The organism is Salipiger bermudensis (genome assembly GCF_020171625.1).
GTDB lineage: Bacteria > Pseudomonadota > Alphaproteobacteria > Rhodobacterales > Rhodobacteraceae > Salipiger > Salipiger bermudensis_B.
Genome location: NZ_JAIUZY010000001.1, coordinates 376,428 through 393,823, shown reverse-complemented (window position 1 = coordinate 393,823; position 17,396 = coordinate 376,428). Strand labels below are relative to the sequence as shown.

Sequence of the window (17,396 nt, the reverse complement as noted above, 5' to 3'; positions counted from 1 at the left end):
TTCACATTGTCGCAACCGTATGTCGGGGAGGAATGAAGGCGCAGGGCCGGGACGCCACCGGGAATGACCTGAATTGCTATGGCGGCAGCAATGCTTATCGAAATGCGGCTTTCTCCAAGAGGTGCAAGGAAAAACGAGGCCGCGCATCGTCGGTCGGCGGATTGGCGTTCTTTTCGGCGCGTCCTTTATGTCATCCCGGGCAATTCCGAAGCGTCTCTCAGCTTGGCGCAAACGTCGGCACATCGCCGGTCCGGGGGCGGGTCATGCCGGAGCTATGCTTTCAGCATGACCGATGCGCGGCGGCCGGCGGCCACCGTTCCGCACGGTCAAAACGCGAATGACACTCACCCCAAGGTCAGCCCGCCGTCACCGGCCCAAGCTCTCCCGCCAATCCGCCAGCGCCGCGTTGTCGCTCCGCCCTTGCGCGGAGGGCGGTCCCTCGGGCCGCACCATCGGCGCGGCAGCGACCACGGCGGCGATGTCGCGGCGGAATTCCTGCCCCTTGGTCTGGTGGCGCGCGCCGAAATAGAAGCCCACGATGGCGGTCAGCAGCCACCACATCGGCTCGGGCACCAGAGCCAGCCCCTGCATCCGCGCCGCGAACCACTCCGGGTCCCACATCGCGCTGACAAAGAGCCCCAGCGTGCCGAGCGCCAGCGCCGGGCGCGGCAGGCGGTTGAGACCGTCCATCAGCCGATCGAAGCGCGAGCGCCGCTGGCGCGCGAACTCGGCGCCGAACTGCGCCAGCGCCTCGCCCCGCAGCCCGGCCTCGCGCGCATCGCGCGCCTCGGCATTGACCCGGAAGACCTCGGCGGTCTCGGCCACCACGTTGCGCCCCGAGCCGAAGAGCAGCGCCATCGCGCGATCGATCAGCCCCATAAGCCCACCCGGGCGCGAAACTCGGCCTCCGTCATGTGGTAGCGCGGGGCGATGAACGCTTCGGCGCGGCGGATCCAGCCGCCTTTCCCTCCCGCGCGGGAGCGGGCGTATTTTCGGCTCGCGGGGCGGGCGTCGGCCAGAGCGAAATAGTAGTTTCGCCGCGCGATCCCGTAGGCGTCGGCGATGTGCTCGGGCGCAGCCGCGGCGGCGCGGGCGCAGGCGGCGAGGCTTCGCGGCCCGAGGACACCGTCCACCGCCACGCCCTGCCCCATCTCGCACAGAAGCCGCTGCAGGATCTTCACCGCGTTGGCCCCGGCGTTCACGTACATGTCGAAGACCGAGGCCTGCAGCACCTCGGGCAGCTCATTGAGGCGCGGGCGGTGGAAATAGTGCTCCAGAAAGACCTCAACCGCCTGAGCGCGGCTCAGCACCCGGACATCGCCGGTATCGACATCGCCGTCTCGGTCCAGATCCATGCCGAGCCGGCGCAGCGTGTGGATGGTCACGCCGAACTTGGTGGCGCCGCCGGGGTCGTCGGGATCGTTGACGTAGCCACCCTCTCGCTGGACGATCTCGTCCGCGATCTGGCGGATGCGGGGAGTCACACTCATGGCAGGCCTCCTTCTTTCGGCAACAAAACCGCGAGGGTTCCCTTCTGCCGCGAAGGCTGGTTCCCTCCCGTCACATCCGGCCAGATCCGGGTGAACGAGAGATGACCGCAGCGCACGGAGCCCGCATGACCAAGACCCAAACCGCCGAGGAGATCATCGCCCTGCTGCGGCTCGAGCCGCACCCGGAGGGCGGCCACTACCGCCAGACATGGGTGGCCGATGCGCAACCCGGGGAGCGGCCCGCAGGGACCTGCATCTATTTTCTGCTGAAAGACGGAGAGCGCAGCCACTGGCACCGGGTCGATGCGGACGAGATCTGGCTTTGGCACGCCGGGGCGCCGCTCGAGCTGTCGATCTCGCCCGACGCGGCGGGCCCGCGCGAGGATCACCGGCTCGGGCAGGACCTGAGCGGGCCGGAACGGCCCCAGATCATCGTGCCTGCCCACCACTGGCAGGCAGCGCGCAGCCTCGGGGACTGGACGCTGGTAAGCTGCACCGTGTCGCCCGGGTTCCGCTTCGAGGGCTTCCAGCTGGCCGACCCCGGCTTCGATATTTCCCGATAGCGCACAGAAAAAGGCCGGGGAAAATCCCCGGCCTTGGAATGCTGCGCAAGAGCGCGGCTTATTGCATTGCCGACTCGTCGATGTCGGGCATCTCCATCAGCTGATCCTTGGTGTAGTTGGTCACCAGGGCATAGGAGCCATCGTCGATCGGCATCAGCTGCACGTCGCTGAGAGAGATGTGCACGTGCTTGTCGCCGATGTCGAGGAAGCCACCCACTTCGGCCACGACACCTTCGATCTTGCCATCGGCGGTGAAGACGATGTCTTCGATCTCGCCAACGTTATCCCAGTTTTCGCCGATCTCAGTGTAGGTGCCCATGCCGCCGGTGGTCGCCATGCCATCGTTGGCGGCCATGTCGGTCTCGTCGGTTTCGGCGTTCATCTCGGCGTCAGCATTGGTGTCCGCCATTTCGGTCTCGTCACCCATGGCAGGCTCGCCTTCGGCCATGTCGGTGTCGGTCATGGCAGCATCTTCGCGGACCGCGTAAACGGCACCGCCGGTGATGTCACGGCTGCGGATGAGGCCGTCTTCGTCCATGCCGAAGATATCTTCCATGCTCTGGCCGGTGCGGTTCGCTGCCTGGTCGATCTCACGCTCGGCGTCTTCGGCAGCGTTCTCAATCTCCTGACCGGCGTTCTCGGCGCTGTTCTCGATGGCCTGACCGGTGTTCTCGGCCGCCTGCTCGACGTTCTCGCCAGCCTGCTCCATGTTGGTTTCGGCTTGCTCCATGTTGCTCTCATCAGTGGCGGTCTGTGCGATGGCACCACCAGCGGTGAGGGCAATGGCTGCGACGGTCATGGTAAGGCGTTTCATGGTGTATCCTCCGTGGGTGTGTTCGTCACTGCGTTGCGACGTCTGCCCTCACAACACGCAGTTGCCCGGGTCGTTCCACCCGGGCAAAGGTCCACCAGTAACATGTTTTTTATGGAACTTTATCTCGCATTCTTGTGAATGAATGTGAGGAGTTGCCGGGTCGAGCCGTCCTTTTCGTCGGCCGGCGCCTCACCCGTCACCATCGGGCCAAGTGCGGTCGCAAGCTCCTTGCCAAGCTCGACGCCCCACTGGTCGAAGGAATTGATGTCGAGGATCACGCCCTCGACGAAGACGCGGTGTTCGTAGAGCGCCACGATGCGCCCCAGCGTCTCTGGCTCGAGCTTGGGATAGATCAGCGTGGTCGAGGGGCGGTTGCCCGGGAACACCCGGTGCCGTGCTTGCCGCTCGAGCTCGTCGCCCTCGAACTTGCCGGCGACCTTGTCGCGCGCCTCGTCGAGGCTGCGGCCACGCATCAGCGCCTCCGACTGGGCAAGGCAATTGGCGATCAGCAGCGCATGGTGATGCGCCAGCTCGGGCTCGTGGCCCTGCGCCGCCACCATGAACTCGCACGGCACCACCCGGGTGCCCTGATGGATCAGCTGGTAGAACGCGTGCTGGCCGTTGGTGCCGGGCTCGCCCCAGACCACCGGGCCGGAATTGCAGGCGAGATCGGCGCCGTTCATGCTCACGCCCTTGCCGTTGCTCTCCATCTCGAGCTGCTGGAGATAGGCCGGAAGCCGGCTCAGGCGGTTGTCATAGGGCAGCACCGCGCGGGTCGCGTGGCCCAGCACCTGGTTGTGCCACATCCCCACCAGCGCCAGCATCACTGGCATGTTCTGCGCGAGCGGCGCGGTGCGGAAATGGGCGTCCATCGCCATGCCGCCCTTTAGGAAGGCGCGGAACTGCGCGGGCCCGACGCCGATCATCAGCGACAGACCGATCGGACCCCACATCGAGTAGCGCCCGCCGACCCAGTCCTCGAAGCCGAAGACCCGATCCTCGGGGATGCCCCATTCGCCAGCTGCGGCCTGGTTCGAGGACAGCGCCACGAACTTGCCCTCGGTCGAGACGCCATTCTTCTCGAGCCAGGCCCAGGCGCTCTTGGCGTTGGTCATGGTCTCGATCGTGGTGAAGGTCTTCGAGGCGATGATGAACAGCGTGCTCTCTGGCTTGCAGAGCTTCAGCGTGTCGGCGATGTCGGCGCCATCGACGTTCGAGACGAAATGGCAGCGCGGCCCGTCGGCGTAAGGTGCCAGGGCGATGTAGCCCATCTTTGGCCCGAGATCCGAGCCGCCGATGCCAATATTGACCACGTCGGTGATCTCCGAGGCGCGGATCTCGTCAGCAAGTGCCTCCATGCGCGACAGGGTGTCGAGCACCTCGGGCATCACGTCGACGCCATCGACCTCGACCGGCGTGCCGTCGAGATTGCGCAGCGCGGTGTGCAGCACGGCGCGGCCCTCGGTCTCGTTGATCTTCGCGCCCGAGAACATGGCACCGCGACGCTCGGCCAGCCCCGCCCCCTCGGCCAGCGCGATCAGCGCCGCGCGGATCTCGGGGTCGATCAGGGTCTTGGAGTAATCGAACAGCATCCCGTCATGGCGCACCGAGAACGTCTCGGCCCGCGCGGCATCCTGCGCGAACAGCGCGTCGATACGGGTCCCGTCGCGCGCGGCGGCGAGGCTCTTGAGGTCATCCCACATGTCAATTCTCACTCTGGTTCAATCGGCCAATTATCTCTCGGGCGGCTGTCGCGCAGCCCGGGGCTACTCGGCCCAGTGCACGACGGCCTCGTCAAGCACGGCATTGATCGGCGCGTCAATGGGCGCCCGCCCGCGCGCGTTCTGAAGCACCTCGCGCTTCTCGGTGCCGTAGATCACGACGTGCTTCTTCAGCGCGCCATCGAGCACCTGCGCGCTCAGCGTGATGCGGGGCTCGGGCGCCCCCGGCGCGCGCATCGGCAGCAGGATCGGGGCATTGCCCGCCAGCGCCTCTTCGAGCTTGTCGGCCTCGGGAAAGATCGAGGCGGTGTGCATGTCGGCCCCCATCCCCAGAAGCACCACCGCCAGAGGCAGCGCCGGGGCGATGCCGTCGGCCAGCTCGGCCAGCCGCTCCTCGGGGGTCTCAGCGTCGGCATAGAGCGGCAGGAGGCGCGCGGCAGAGGCCCGGTCGGTCAGCAGCCGCTCGCGCAGGAGCCGGGTGTTCGAGCGCTCGGAGCTTTCGGGCACCCAGCGCTCGTCGGTCAGCATCACGTCGACCCGCGCCCAGTCGAGATCGGCGGCACAGAGCGTATCGAAGACCGGCCCCGGCGAGGTGCCGCCGGGCACCGCCAGCGCGGCGCGCTCCTGATGGCTGAGGGCCGCGCGCAGCTCTCCGGCGATCTGGTTGGCGAGGTCCATCGCGAGCATCTCGCGATCGGGGTATTGCTTGAATTCGTAGCTCATGACTTGATCCCGCGCCAGCGGCGCCCGTCGCGATTGATGAGGAAGGCAGCATCGTCCGGCCCGGCGCTTCCGGCGTCGTAGGGCTTGGGCGAGTCGCCGCGGCGTTCCCAGCCCTCGATCAGCGGATCGGTCCAGGCCCAGGCGGCCTCGACCTCGTCGCCGCGCATGAACAGCGTCTGGTTGCCGCGGATCACGTCCATGATCAGCCGCTCGTAGGCATCGGTGACCTCCTCGGCCTCCGGCCCCAGCGCCTCGGCGAAGGACATGTCGAGCGGTACGTCCACGAGCCGCATCCCGCCCGGCCCCGGCTCCTTGATGGTGACGCCGAGCGTCATGCCCTCGTTGGGCTGCAGGCGGATCGAGAGCACGTTGCGGTGGCGGCCGCTGTCAATGCCGAAGATCGAATGCGGCGTTTCCTTGAACACCACCGCGATCTCGGACGCGCGCGCCGTCAACCGCTTGCCGGTGCGCAGATAGAACGGCGTGTTGGCCCATCGCCAGTTCGACACGTAGCATTTCAGCGCGATGAAGCTCTCGGTCTTGGAGGTCGGGTTCTCGGCATCCTCGCGGTAGGACGGCATCTCGCCGTCGGAGGTATACTGCCCGCGCACGATCTGGTCGGGATCGACCGGCTCGAGCGCGCGGATCACCTTGAGCTTCTCGTCGCGCACCGCGTCGGCCTCGAACCGCGCCGGAGGTTCCATCGCGATCAGGCACAGAAGCTGCATCAGGTGGTTCTGCACCATGTCGCGCATGGCACCGGACTTGTCGTAGTAGGAGCCGCGTCCGCCGACGCCGACGGTCTCGGCCACGGTGATCTGGATGTGGTCGACATATTGCGCGTTCCACAGAGGCTCGAACAGCATGTTGCCGAAGCGTACCGCCATCAGGTTCTGAACCGTCTCTTTCCCGAGATAGTGGTCGATGCGGTAGATCTGATCCTCGTGGAAATACTGCGCAAGCTCTTCGTTCAGGGCGCGCGCGCTCTCGAGGTCGTGGCCGAAGGGTTTCTCGACGACGATGCGGGTGGCGCGGTTCGACAGGCCATGGTTGCGCACCTGCCCGGCGAGATCGGCGAACAGGCTCGGACCGACCGAGAAGTAATAGGCGCGCACGATGCCCTCGTCCTCGCGCAGCAGGTTCTTGAGCGCGTCCCAGCCGCCCTCGCCCTTGGCATCCACGGGAACGTAATGCAGATGCGACAGGAACGCCTCGATGGCCTCGGAATTGTCGGCCTGCGACTTGCCGAACTCGACCAGCGCCTCGCGGGTGAAGTCGCGGAAGGCGGCATCGTCCATCTCCGAGCGCGCGGCGCCGATCACCCGGCTGTCTTCGGGCATCTGGCCCGAGCAGAAGCGCCGGAACAGGGCCGGCAGGATCTTGCGACGGGCGAGATCACCGGTGCCCCCGAAGATGATGAGGTCAAAAGGCTCGACGGGAATGACGCGGGAAACCATCTCGGGTGTGTCTCCGATTCTTTGCATTGCTGATCGTTAGCGCTAACCGCGCCCACTCCCTATCCCAATCTGCGAGGCGAGTCTAACATCGCATTGGGTAACGGCAATGTTGACCTGACATAATTTTCTGCACGGCAGCGAATTGCCGTCGCAGGCGCTTGGTCCTTGAACGCCGGGGGCCTCCGTGCGACCTGTCTGGCTGAAACCAACCGAGGACGATCATGGCCCAGAAAATCATCATCGACACAGATCCCGGTCAGGACGACGCGGTTGCCATTCTGCTTGCGCTGGCCTCGCCCGAGGAACTCGAGGTGCTGGGCATCACCGCCGTCGCCGGCAACGTGCCGCTCGATCTGACGGCGCGCAATGCGCGCATCGTCTGCGAACTGGCGGGCCGCCCGGACATCAAGGTGTTCGCCGGCTGCGACCGGCCCCTGGCGCATGACCTCGTCACCGCCGAGCATGTCCACGGCAAGACCGGGCTCGACGGCCCCGACCTGCCCGGCCCCACCATGGCGCTGCAGGAACAGCACGGCGTCGATTTCATCATCGAGACGCTGCGCGCCGAGCCCGAGGGCACGGTCACGCTCTGCCCGCTCGGCCCGCTTACCAACATCGCCACCGCCTTCCAGCGCGCCCCCGAGATCGCCGCGCGGGTGAAGGAGATCGTGTTGATGGGCGGCGCCTATTTCGAGGTCGGCAACATCACTCCGGCGGCCGAGTTCAACATCTATGTCGACCCCGAAGCGGCCGAGCTGGTGTTCCGCTCCGGCGCCCCGATCACCGTGCTGCCGCTCGACGCCACCCACAAGGCGCTCGTCACCCCGCCCCGCAACGACGCCTTCCGCGCGCTCGGCACCAAGGTCGGCACCGCGGTGGCCGAGATGACCGATTTCTTCGAGCGCTTCGACCGCGAGAAATACGGCTCCGACGGCGCGCCGCTGCACGACCCCTGCGTGACCGCCTACCTGCTGAAGCCGGAGCTCTTCGCGGGCCGCTTCATCAATGTCGAGATCGAGACCGTCTCCGATCTCACCCGCGGCATGACCGTGGCCGACTGGTGGGGCGTGACCGACCGCGCGCCCAACGCCACCTTCATCCGCGACATCGACGCGGACGGATTCTTCACCCTTCTGACGGAACGTTTGGCACGGCTATGAAATCACTGCATCTGGCAGGCCTGGACGATCTCGCCCGGCTGATGCCGCTCGTCGCGGCCTTTCATGCCGAGCAGGGCTACGGCACCGATGCGCAGCACGTGCAGGCGGCGCTGGAGCCGATCCTCGAAGGCCAGCCCCACGGCGCCATCTGGCTGATCGGCCCCCGCAAGTCACCTGTGGGCTATGTCGTGGTGAGCTTTGGCTGGAGCATCGAGTTCGGCGGCCTCGATGCCCGAGTCGACGAGCTCTACATCCGCCCCGCCGTGCGCCGTCGCGGGATGGGCGGAGAGGCCCTGCACGCGCTCTCGAACGGGCTGCGCGACAGCGGCGTCGCGGCGCTGCATCTCGAAATCGACCGAGACGACGAGCGCCTTCAGGGATTCTTCCGCCGCGCGCGCCTGAAGCCGCGCGAACGCAGTGTGGCAATGACGCGGGTGTTCTGACCCTGCGTGGATCGCCTTTCACGGCGGAGAGAAGAAGTCCGCATCCTCCCCCGGCGGCAGACAATTGCGTCCGTGTCCCGGTCTCTCCGGCTTTGACGCGGGTGTTCTGACCCCGCAAGCCGAACGCCCCTCACGGCAGAGGGATGAACTCCGCGTCATCCCCGGGCGGCAGGTGAAAGCGCCCGTTGTCCCAGTCGCCCCGGCGCCACGCCTCCTTGGCCTCCTCGATGCGCTCCTTCGAGGACGCCACGAAGTTCCACCAGATATAGCGCGGCCCCTCCAGCGTCTCGCCGCCCAGCAACATCACCCGAGCGCCATTCGGGCCGGCTCGCAGCGACACCCGATCGCCGGGGCGGAACACCATCATCTGGCCGGCCTCATAGGTGGTTCCGGCCTGCTCCACCGCCCCCTCGACCACGTAGACGCCGCGGTCCTCGTGGTTGTCGGGCATCGGGATCGCCGCACCGGCCTCGAGCACCGCGTCGGCATAGAACATCTGCGAGGCGGTCTCGACCGGGGCGTGCTCGCCCCAGGCGTCACCGAGGATCAGGCGGACCGACTTGCCCTCGCCCTCAAGGTAAGGCAGCGCATCGGCCGCGGCGTGCTGGAACAGCGGTGCGCGGTCCTCGTGATCCTTCGGCAGCGCCACCCAGGTCTGAATGCCGAAGAACGGCATCGGATCGACCTGTGTCTTGTCATCGGTGCGCTCGGAATGGGTGATGCCGTGACCCGCCACCATCCAGTTCACCGCGCCCGGCTCGATCCAGGCATCGGTTCCGAGGCTGTCGCGGTGATGCATCCTTCCCCGAAACAGGTAGGAGATCGTCGCCAGCCCGATATGCGGGTGCGGCCGCACATCAAGGCCGCGCGTCGGCAGGAACTCGGCCGGGCCCATCTGGTCGAAGAAGATGAACGGGCCGACCATCTGCCGCTTCGGCGCAGGCAGCGCGCGGCGCACCTCGAAGCCGCCAAGATCTCGAGCCCGCGGCACGATCAGCGTGTCGATGGCGTCAACTTCGTCTCCGGTGGGGCAATGCGGGTCCAGCGCGGGGTTCCAGCTCATGGGATGTCTCCTCTCAGGATGATAAGGATAAGATAGCGCGTTATTTAGCGCACGATAGACCCATATATGCGCTAATCATGTGCGCATTTGCGCGAATAGATTGCGGTTGGCGCGCGCCTGATCGAGGTCTCTCCGGTGGCGGGCGCTGCGTCGTGAGTATTTGGAACGTAGAGAAGATCGGAGCCACGCACCGGCCCCGGCGTGGGCGCAGCTTGGTCGGGTTGGGCCGGCGGGGCGCCTGTGGCGAACTTCGGGCCGTGTGTATTTGGGACGTAGAGGAGACGGGAGCTGCGCACCGGCCCCGGCCTGGGCGCGGTCGGTCGGGAGGAAGCGGCGCGCCTGACCTGTGGCCCGCCCCGTGGACCTCGGGCCGATCATATTCGGGACGCAGAGAGGAGGCGCACCGTGCCTCTGCAATGGGGCGCAGGTCAGAGCTTGCGCGGATGGGGCCTTTCTTTCCGCGCGCGAGCGGTTATCTCTGGGCCATGACCCTGCACATCCCCTTCGACAACAGCTACGCCCGCCTGCCCGGCGCCTTCTACACCAAGCTCAAGCCCGCCACCGCGGCGCAGCCGACGCTCATCGCCTTCAACGAGGCCCTGGCCGGCGAGCTCGGCATCACCGGCAGCGATGACCCGCGGCTCGGGCCGATCTTTGCCGGCAACGTGCTGCCCGACGGCGCCGACCCGCTGGCGCAGGCCTATGCCGGCCACCAGTTCGGAGGCTTTTCTCCGCAACTGGGTGACGGGCGCGCGCTGCTCCTGGGCGAAGTGGTGGACACGCACGGGACGCGCCGCGACATCCAGCTCAAGGGCTCTGGCCCCACGCCCTACTCGCGGCGCGGCGACGGGCGCGCCTGGCTCGGGCCGGTGCTGCGCGAGTACGTCGTGAGCGAGGCGATGCACGCGCTCGGCGTGCCGACCACGCGGGCGCTGGCGGCAGTTCGCACCGGGGAGGACATCCTGCGCGAACGCCCCCTGCCCGGCGCCGTGCTCACCCGCGTGGCGCAGAGCCATATCCGCGTCGGCACCTTCCAGTTCTTCTCCGCCCGCGGGCAGTACGAGGAGCTGCAGACCCTCTACGACTACACCGTCGATCGGCACTATCCCGGCGTAACCAGCCCCGACGAGCTGCTCGCCAGGGTCTGCGAGCGGCAGGCGACGCTGGTGGCGCAGTGGCTGAGCCTCGGCTTCATCCACGGCGTGATGAACACCGACAACTGCACGCTCTCTGGCGAGACCATCGATTACGGCCCCTGCGCCTTTATGGACCGCTACGATCCCAATCAGGTGTACTCCTCGATCGACCGCCACGGGCGCTACGCCTACTCGGCCCAGCCCGACATCATCGTCTGGAACATGGCGCAGCTCGCCACCGCGCTGGTGCCGCTGATGCCCGATGCCGACGATGGCGTGAAGGCCTTCACCGAGATCGTGCACGGCATGGCGGACCTGCTTCGCGCCGCGTGGCTCAAGCGCTTCGGTGCCAAGATCGGCCTTGCCGACCCGGAGCCCGGCGATGCCGCGCTGATCGGCGAGCTGCTCGACCTCATGCACAAGGGTCAGGCGGATTTCACCAACACCTTCCGGGCCCTGCTCGAGGATAACGCGCGCGATCAGTTCACCGACCGCGCCGCGTTCGACGGCTGGGAGGCGCGCTGGCGCGAGCGCATCGCGGACGAGCCCGACCCGGAGGGGCTGATGCGGCGCAGCAACCCCGCCTTCATCCCGCGCAACCACCGCATCGAGCAGATGATCGCCGCTGCGGTCGACGGCGACGAGCGCTATTTTCATCACCTGAACGCGGTGCTGGCCCGGCCCTATGACGACCAGCCCGAGGCCGAGGAGCTACGGCATCCGCCGACCGAGGACGAGATCGTCCCGGCCACCTTCTGCGGGACCTGAGGGAGCGGCTCAGCGGCGGTTGATCAGCACGATCCCCGCCGCCACCAGCACCAGCGCGCCGAGGAAGTTCGGCCCCACCGGCTCGCCCAGCAGCAGCCAGCCCATGCCGACCGCCAGCACCGGCGACAGGAAGCTGAAGGCGGCCACGTCGGAGGCGCGGTAACGCTTCATCACGCCCATCCAGAAGGTGAATCCCACACCGACGACCACGATGCCCTGGAACAGCACGCCGCCCCAGTGCAGCGCCGTGGGCGCGCGCAGGAGCGGGCCGAAGAACGGCGCCAGCACCGGCAGGATCAGCGCCGAGACTGCCACCTGCCACATCAGTTGCGCCTCGGCGCTCAGGCGCTCGGCCCGCCCCAGGCGCACCGTGAGTACGATCCCGGCCCAGAGCAGCGAGGCGAGCAGGGCCAGCGCATCGCCGCGCCAGTCGCCTGCACTGCGGCTCTGCGGATCCCACAGCGCCCAGCCCACGCCTGCCATCGCCAGCAGCAGGCCCAGCAGGCGGGCGCGGGTCAGCCGCTCTCCGGGCAGCCAGAGATGCGCTGCGAGGGCCAGCCAGACCGGCATCGAGTAAAACACGATCGAGCCGCGCGACACGGTGGTGTAGTCGAGCGCTGTGAACAGCGCCATGAATTCGGCCGAGAACAGCAGCCCGAGCAGCAGCCCGCCGGCCTTGGCCTGCGCCATGCCCGCGAGCGCCCCGGGGCGCCGCCACGCGATCCAGAGCCCCAGAACCAGCACCCCGACCGCCGAGCGCAGCCCGGCGGAGAGCACCGGCGAGATACCGTCATTGGTGAGTTTCACGACGACCTGGTTGAACGCCAGCAGCGTCGAGAACCCGATCAGCCCCGCCGCACCGGCGAGATCCATGGACTTGCGAAGTGTCATGCCACGGCTCAACACCGAACCGCGCGGGGCGTCAAGCGAATGCCCGCACGAGGTCCGGGCGTTTTTCCTTCCCCCGCGCGGGGGCTTTCTGCCAAGGTGAGGCCAACGGAGACCAGTTCGGGAGGAGGACACCATGTCATTGATGGGTACGCTGGCGAAGCTCGCCATCGGCTACGCCGCGGCACGAGGCGTCGACAAGCTGTCCGGCGGCGGCGGCCCCGGCGCCCTGCTTGGCGGCGGCGCGCAGGTCAAGGGCAGCGAGCCCGGCACCAACCTGCAATCGCAGATGGGCAAGATCTGGTCCGGCGACGCCGCCACGCCGCTGCAGGAGATGATGGCCAAGTTCCAGGAGACCGGCTCGGCCAACCCGCTGCAGGAGATGATGCGCAAGATGCAGGAGGGCGGCTTCGGCGCGATGTTCGGCGGGGCGGGCCTTTCGCCTTCGGACGCTGGCAGCCCAAAGGGCGGGCTGCTCTCGGCGCTCTCGGGCGACGGCGGCGCCGGGCTGCCGGCGCTCTTTGCCGCCGCCGGAGGGGCCGCCGCGATGAGCGGCAAGGGCGTCGGCGCGATGCTCGACCAGGTCAGCACCGCCGACACCCCGCCCGAGGCCGAGCAGGCCGCCGGGCTGATGCTGCGCGCGATGATCCAGGCCGCGAAATCGGACGGCGGCATCGACAAGGCGGAACAGGCCAAGATCCTCGAGACTCTGGGCGAGGACGCCACCGCCGAGGACCTCGCCTTCGTGAAGACCCAGCTTGCCGCCAAGGTCGATCCCGAAACCCTCGCGGCCGAAACGCCGGAGGCGCAGAAGGCACAGGTCTATGCCGCCTCGCTGATGACCATCCGCGTCGATACCGATGCCGAGGCCGGGTATCTCGACCGGCTGGCCAAGGCGATGGGGCTGTCGGAACTGGTGGTCAACCAGCTGCACATGCAGATGGGATTGCAACCGCTCTATTCCTGAACCACTCTGCCCGCAGAGTTCCGCCCCGTCCGGCGCCCGCCGGGCGGGGCTGGCTTTTGTGCGCAAGAAGGAGTCCCGCCATGCAACGCTCGTCCCGCTTTGGTATCGCGCTCGCGGCCTTCGGCGCGCTGGTGCTGACCCCGGACGCGCTGCTCATGCGGATCTCGGGGCTCGACGGCTGGCAGATGATGCCCTGGCGCGGCTTTGGCGTGGGCGCGATGTTCTGGCTCGCCTGGGCCTGTCTCGCGCGCCGCGAGGCGCCACTGCACCGGCTGCTGCGCCCGGCGGGGCTGGTGCTGATCCTGGCGCAGTTCTTCAACGCGCTCCTGTTCCCGATGGGAATCGCCGCGGCCCCGGTGGCGGTGGTGCTGCTCGCGGTCGCCACGGTGCCGGTCTGGTCGGCGCTGCTGTCGTGGCTCCTGCTGGGAGAGCCCGCCAGCCGAGCCACTTGGGCCACCATCGTCGCCGTGCTCGCCGGCATCGGCATCGCGGTCTCGGGCCATGGTGATCTGGCGCTGAACGCCGCCGCCCTGACCGGGGCGCTCTGCGGTCTCGGCGCGGCCCTGAGCCTTGCCACCACCTTCGTCAGCCTGCGCCGCGCGCCGGAGCTGCCGCTGCTGCCGGCGCTCGGCACCGGCTCGCTGCTGGCCGGGCTCGCGGGCCTGATCGTGGCCGGGCCCGGGCGCATCGCGGATGGCAACGTGGCGATGATCCTCATCACCGCGCTGCTGATCCTGCCGATCTCATTCTTCTCGCTGTCGCAGGCCTCGCGCTACACGCAGGCCGCCAATGTCAGCCTGCTGATGCTGCTCGAGACCGTGCTCGGCCCGCTCTGGGTGTGGGTCGGTCTCGGCGAGGCGCCGACGCCGCGGATGCTTGCGGGCGGGGCCATCGTGCTGGCGAGCCTCGCGCTCTACATCCTCTTGCCGCGGCGACGGCGGCGCACGGGAGCCGAGGTTCCCGTCAACGCCTGAGCCGGGCCGCCACCTGCCCCTCAGTCGAGCGTGAGGTTGATCCGGCAGCTCTGCCCGTCCTCGGTCTCGATCTTGCCGATGCGGATGCGTCCGATCTCGCCGGTGCGCGCCACGTGGGTGCCGGTGCAGGGCTGCAGGTCGATCTGGCCAGCCCCCCGACCGATGCGCACCAGCCGCACCGCGCCCTGCCCGCGCGGTGGCTGAACCGTCATCGACCGCACCAGCGCCGGATTGGCGTCGAGCACCGACTCTTCGACCCAGTCGGCGCTGATCGGGAGATCCCGCTCGACAAAGCCGTTGAGCATCGCCTCCAGCGCCTCGCGGCTCTCCGGAAGCTCCGAGGAGGCGAACTCGAGCCAGCCGTGACCGGCGGCGATCGTGCCGCCGGTGACCGGCAGCGGCACCGCCACGGAAAGCAGGTGCAGGGCGCTGTGCACGCGCATGTGCCGGTGTCGGCGCTCCCAGTCGAGGCGCTGGGTCACCACGGTGCCGGGCGCCGGCAGCGGCAGCGGCTCGGCGGGCACGAGGATCACCGCGTCTCGATCGCCCCGCATCGCCGTGGCGATGCTCAGGCTGCGCCCGTGCCAGTCCAGCCGCCCGCTGTCGCCCGGCTGGTCACCGCCGCGGGGAAAGAACACCGACCGGTCGAGCACGATGCCGCCCTCCTGGGTATGAGCCCGAACCACCCCGGTGGCATCGCGAAGATAGGCATCCTCGCGGAACAGCGCCGCCGTCATCGGCCGCCATCTCCGCCGTCTGCGCCGCCATCCCCACCGCCATCGCCGCCTCCGTCAGCGTCGCCGTCGCGCCCGGCGGGCACGATGCCCGAATGCGAGGACTGCTCCGCCGCCGCCCGCTCGCGCGACGCCTTGTCTTCCGGCGTCGACCCGCCCCCGGGGGGGCGCGGTCCAGTGGGATCCCGGTCCGGGAACAGCGCCTCGGGGTTGCGCAGCCAGACGTCGCGCTGTGCAAACGGGATCTCGATGCCCTCCTCAGCGAAGCGCTGCGCGATCTCGTGGTGGAAATCCGAGGTCACGATCAGGATCTGCCCGACATCGCGAATGATGGCCCGGATCACGAATTTCAGAGAGCTTGCGCCGAACTCCTCGAAGGTGACCATCGGCTCTGGATTGAGCAACACGAGGTCGTGCTGGCGCACGATACGCAGAAGGATGTCCTGCACCTTGCGGGTGTCGGTGCCATAGGCCACGCCCACCGTCATCACCACCCGCCCGATGACGTTGCCACGGGTGTAGTTGGTCACCGTGCCCGACACGAAATCCGAGTTCGGCACGATCAGGTCGGTGCGGTCGAAGGTCTCGATCCGGGTCGAGCGCACCGAGATGTCCTTGACGATGCCGTGGTTGCCGTTGACCTCGATCCAGTCGCCTTCCGAGATCGGGCGTTCGATCAGAAGGATGATGCCCGAGACGAAGTTCGACACGATGGTCTGCAGGCCGAAACCGATCCCGACCGACAGCGCACCGGCGACGATGGCCAGCGACGACAGGTCGAGACCGGCGGCGGTCACCGCGATCAGCGCCGCCACGAAGACGCCGAGATAGCCGATCCCCGCGACCAGCGCGTTCTGCCCCCCGACATCGATCCGGGTCTTCGGCAGGATGGTGCTGCGCAGACCGCCCTGCAGCATCCGCGTGAGCGTGTAGCCGATCGCGAAGACCACCGCGAAGGTCAGGAAATCACTTGGAGAGATCCGCGTCTCGCCGATCTGCAGACCGACCTGGAAGCGGGTCCAGAGCTCGGTCAGGTCGGCGACGCGCGCGCCCCAGATCAGCGCCAGCACCGGGACCTGAAGCAGCATCAGGATGAGACCGGCCAGAACCGGGAACAGGCTGTCCGAGGCCTGCGGATCGCGCCCGGTGACCAGCTGGTAAAGATCGTTCACGAAGCGCTGCAGCACCAGCACAAGCGCGAGCAGCGCAAGCGTGCGGATGGTCGGATAGATCAGCCCCTGCCCGACGGCATCATAGCCGATGCCCGACATCACCGGACCGATGATCGCGACGAAGATGGTCAACCGGCCGATGGTCCGGGCGATGCGCAGCCGGAAGGTCGATCCCTCCAGCAAGGTCCCGTCGGTCTCGGAATCGTCGCTGAGCGTCGTGAGGATATGCCCGAGCCGCCACAGCATCAGCGCGCAGAGCAGCAGCACCGGGTAGTCGAGCACCACCTGCACTTCTTCGGGATAGCTGAAGATCTCGCCGATGGTTTCCCCGGCGGAGCGAAGCACGAGCAGGATCGCCAGCAGGTTGGCGTAGTAGCGCGCCTCGAGGCGCTGCTTGCGCGGCAGCGGCAGGGTGGCGATGTCGTCGTTGCTGTTGAAGCTCTGGTCCGCGAGCCAGCGCACGATCAGCAGAGCCGCCCCCCAGACCGGGATCATCTCGAGCACACGCTCGAGGTTCACGCCCACAAAACTCGAGGCGCGGAACGCGGCGACCAGCATCACGAGGCCCGCAAAGGGCAGGATGATGCGGATGATCGAGGCGATGAAGCTCCACACGCCCGAGCCGCGGCGGGTGCTCGATCGCAGCCAGCCGATCAGCTTGTCGATCCAGATCGGCCCGCGCACCACCAGCAGCAGCGCGAGCACAAGGAGCAGGACGATGACCGGCAGGTTGCGCCAGGCCTCGGAGCGCTTGGCATCGGACAGCACGTTCTCGCGCAGCTCGAGAAGCAGGCTCTGGCCGGACTGGACCAGCGCCGAGCCGGCGTCGGGCCAGAGGGTCGGGTTGAGCGGCGATGGCCCAAGCGCGAGCAGCGCGTTGGCCTGCCGGGTCCGCACGATGGTGTCGATCTCGCGGATCAGCCCGTCGGCCTGCGTATGCGCCTCCTGCGCCCGTCTCGCAGGGGCCTGCAGGCGCTGCAGCTCGTCATTGAGCTGGCTGCGGCGCAGCGCGATGGACTCGGGTTCGGTCTCGTCCTCGCCCGGGGCAGGCCCGAGCGCATCGAGCTGCGATTGCAGCGTCTGGATGCGGCTCGCATTGGTGCTTTCGGCCTGCAGGAAGGTGTCGCGCCAGCCCGCAAGCTTGGTGCGCAGCTCTTCGAACGCCTCGGTCGAGGCCTGTTCGTTGGCCACGGCCTCCTCGGCGCGGTCCGCGACCTCGCTCCAGGTTTCGTAATCGGCCTCAGGCTCCTGAGCGCCGGCAAGGCCGGCGCTCACCGCGAGGACAAGCCAAAGGGCTGCGACGCGACACCAGCGCAGCATCGG

The 17,396-nt window shown here is 68.0% G+C and carries 16 protein-coding genes; 6 read left to right on the top strand and 10 right to left on the bottom strand.

Annotation, left to right across the window (positions count from 1 at the left end):
• Positions 1-366 precede the first annotated feature (366 nt).
• Both LCM15_RS01830 and LCM15_RS01825 read right to left on the bottom strand, forming a co-directional pair.
• Positions 367-879 carry a holin family protein gene (locus tag LCM15_RS01830; RefSeq protein ID WP_224852524.1) on the bottom strand — a complete coding sequence of 171 codons (513 nt, stop codon included), beginning with the start codon at positions 877-879 and terminating at the stop codon, positions 367-369.
• Positions 870-1,490 carry a holin-associated N-acetylmuramidase gene (locus tag LCM15_RS01825; protein ID WP_224852523.1) on the bottom strand — a complete coding sequence of 207 codons (621 nt, stop codon included), beginning with the start codon at positions 1,488-1,490 and terminating at the stop codon, positions 870-872. The genes LCM15_RS01830 and LCM15_RS01825 overlap by 10 nt, the downstream gene beginning before the upstream one ends.
• Positions 1,491-1,615: 125 nt before the next feature.
• Between LCM15_RS01825 and LCM15_RS01820 the strand changes: the two genes are divergently transcribed.
• A complete protein-coding gene (locus LCM15_RS01820; protein ID WP_224852522.1) occupies positions 1,616-2,053 on the top strand; it encodes a cupin domain-containing protein in 438 nt (145 codons plus the stop codon).
• A 58-nt stretch (positions 2,054-2,111) separates the two neighbouring features.
• Here LCM15_RS01820 and LCM15_RS01815 read toward each other — a convergent pair whose 3' ends face one another.
• From LCM15_RS01815 to zwf, 4 genes are all read right to left on the bottom strand, one after another.
• Positions 2,112-2,867 carry a PRC-barrel domain-containing protein gene (locus LCM15_RS01815; protein ID WP_224852521.1) on the bottom strand — a complete coding sequence of 252 codons (756 nt, stop codon included), beginning with the start codon at positions 2,865-2,867 and terminating at the stop codon, positions 2,112-2,114.
• 119 nt (positions 2,868-2,986) lie between these two features.
• Positions 2,987-4,570, bottom strand: coding sequence for a glucose-6-phosphate isomerase (gene pgi, locus LCM15_RS01810; protein WP_224852520.1), 1,584 nt, complete (start codon positions 4,568-4,570; stop codon positions 2,987-2,989).
• Between the two features lie 63 nt (positions 4,571-4,633).
• Entirely contained in the window at positions 4,634-5,311 is a 678-nt protein-coding gene (pgl, locus tag LCM15_RS01805; protein WP_224852519.1) for a 6-phosphogluconolactonase, read from the bottom strand.
• Positions 5,308-6,768 (bottom strand): glucose-6-phosphate dehydrogenase, encoded by a 1,461-nt coding sequence (gene zwf, locus LCM15_RS01800; RefSeq protein WP_224853059.1) that lies wholly within the window; start codon positions 6,766-6,768, stop codon positions 5,308-5,310. Before zwf ends, pgl begins: the two co-directional genes overlap by 4 nt.
• A gap of 221 nt (positions 6,769-6,989) precedes the next feature.
• On the opposite strand from zwf, the gene LCM15_RS01795 reads away from it, so the two are divergent.
• Together LCM15_RS01795 and LCM15_RS01790 are read left to right on the top strand one after the other, a co-directional pair.
• Complete coding sequence (locus LCM15_RS01795; protein WP_224852518.1) at positions 6,990-7,928, top strand: nucleoside hydrolase; 939 nt, start codon at positions 6,990-6,992, stop codon at positions 7,926-7,928.
• A complete protein-coding gene (locus LCM15_RS01790) occupies positions 7,925-8,371 on the top strand; it encodes a GNAT family N-acetyltransferase (protein WP_224852517.1) in 447 nt (148 codons plus the stop codon). Before LCM15_RS01795 ends, LCM15_RS01790 begins: the two co-directional genes overlap by 4 nt.
• Positions 8,372-8,501: 130 nt before the next feature.
• Here the strand turns inward: LCM15_RS01790 and LCM15_RS01785 are convergent, their stop codons facing one another.
• Positions 8,502-9,434, bottom strand: coding sequence for a pirin family protein (locus LCM15_RS01785; RefSeq protein ID WP_224852516.1), 933 nt, complete (start codon positions 9,432-9,434; stop codon positions 8,502-8,504).
• Between the two features lie 485 nt (positions 9,435-9,919).
• On the opposite strand from LCM15_RS01785, the gene LCM15_RS01780 reads away from it, so the two are divergent.
• Positions 9,920-11,338: a protein adenylyltransferase SelO gene (locus LCM15_RS01780; protein WP_224852515.1), complete on the top strand. Its 1,419-nt coding sequence runs from the start codon at positions 9,920-9,922 to the stop codon at positions 11,336-11,338.
• A gap of 9 nt (positions 11,339-11,347) precedes the next feature.
• Here the strand turns inward: LCM15_RS01780 and LCM15_RS01775 are convergent, their stop codons facing one another.
• Positions 11,348-12,229 (bottom strand): DMT family transporter, encoded by an 882-nt coding sequence (locus tag LCM15_RS01775; protein WP_224852514.1) that lies wholly within the window; start codon positions 12,227-12,229, stop codon positions 11,348-11,350.
• A 133-nt stretch (positions 12,230-12,362) separates the two neighbouring features.
• Between LCM15_RS01775 and LCM15_RS01770 the strand changes: the two genes are divergently transcribed.
• A complete protein-coding gene (locus LCM15_RS01770) occupies positions 12,363-13,193 on the top strand; it encodes a DUF533 domain-containing protein (RefSeq protein WP_224852513.1) in 831 nt (276 codons plus the stop codon).
• 80 nt (positions 13,194-13,273) lie between these two features.
• Entirely contained in the window at positions 13,274-14,167 is an 894-nt protein-coding gene (locus LCM15_RS01765; RefSeq protein ID WP_224852512.1) for a DMT family transporter, read from the top strand.
• A 20-nt stretch (positions 14,168-14,187) separates the two neighbouring features.
• On the opposite strand, the gene LCM15_RS01760 is transcribed toward LCM15_RS01765, so the two are convergent.
• Together LCM15_RS01760 and LCM15_RS01755 are read right to left on the bottom strand one after the other, a co-directional pair.
• Complete coding sequence (locus tag LCM15_RS01760; protein ID WP_224852511.1) at positions 14,188-14,904, bottom strand: alanyl-tRNA editing protein; 717 nt, start codon at positions 14,902-14,904, stop codon at positions 14,188-14,190.
• Entirely contained in the window at positions 14,901-17,393 is a 2,493-nt protein-coding gene (locus LCM15_RS01755) for a DUF3772 domain-containing protein (protein ID WP_224852510.1), read from the bottom strand. Before LCM15_RS01755 ends, LCM15_RS01760 begins: the two co-directional genes overlap by 4 nt.
• Between the last annotated feature and the right edge of the window lie 3 nt (positions 17,394-17,396).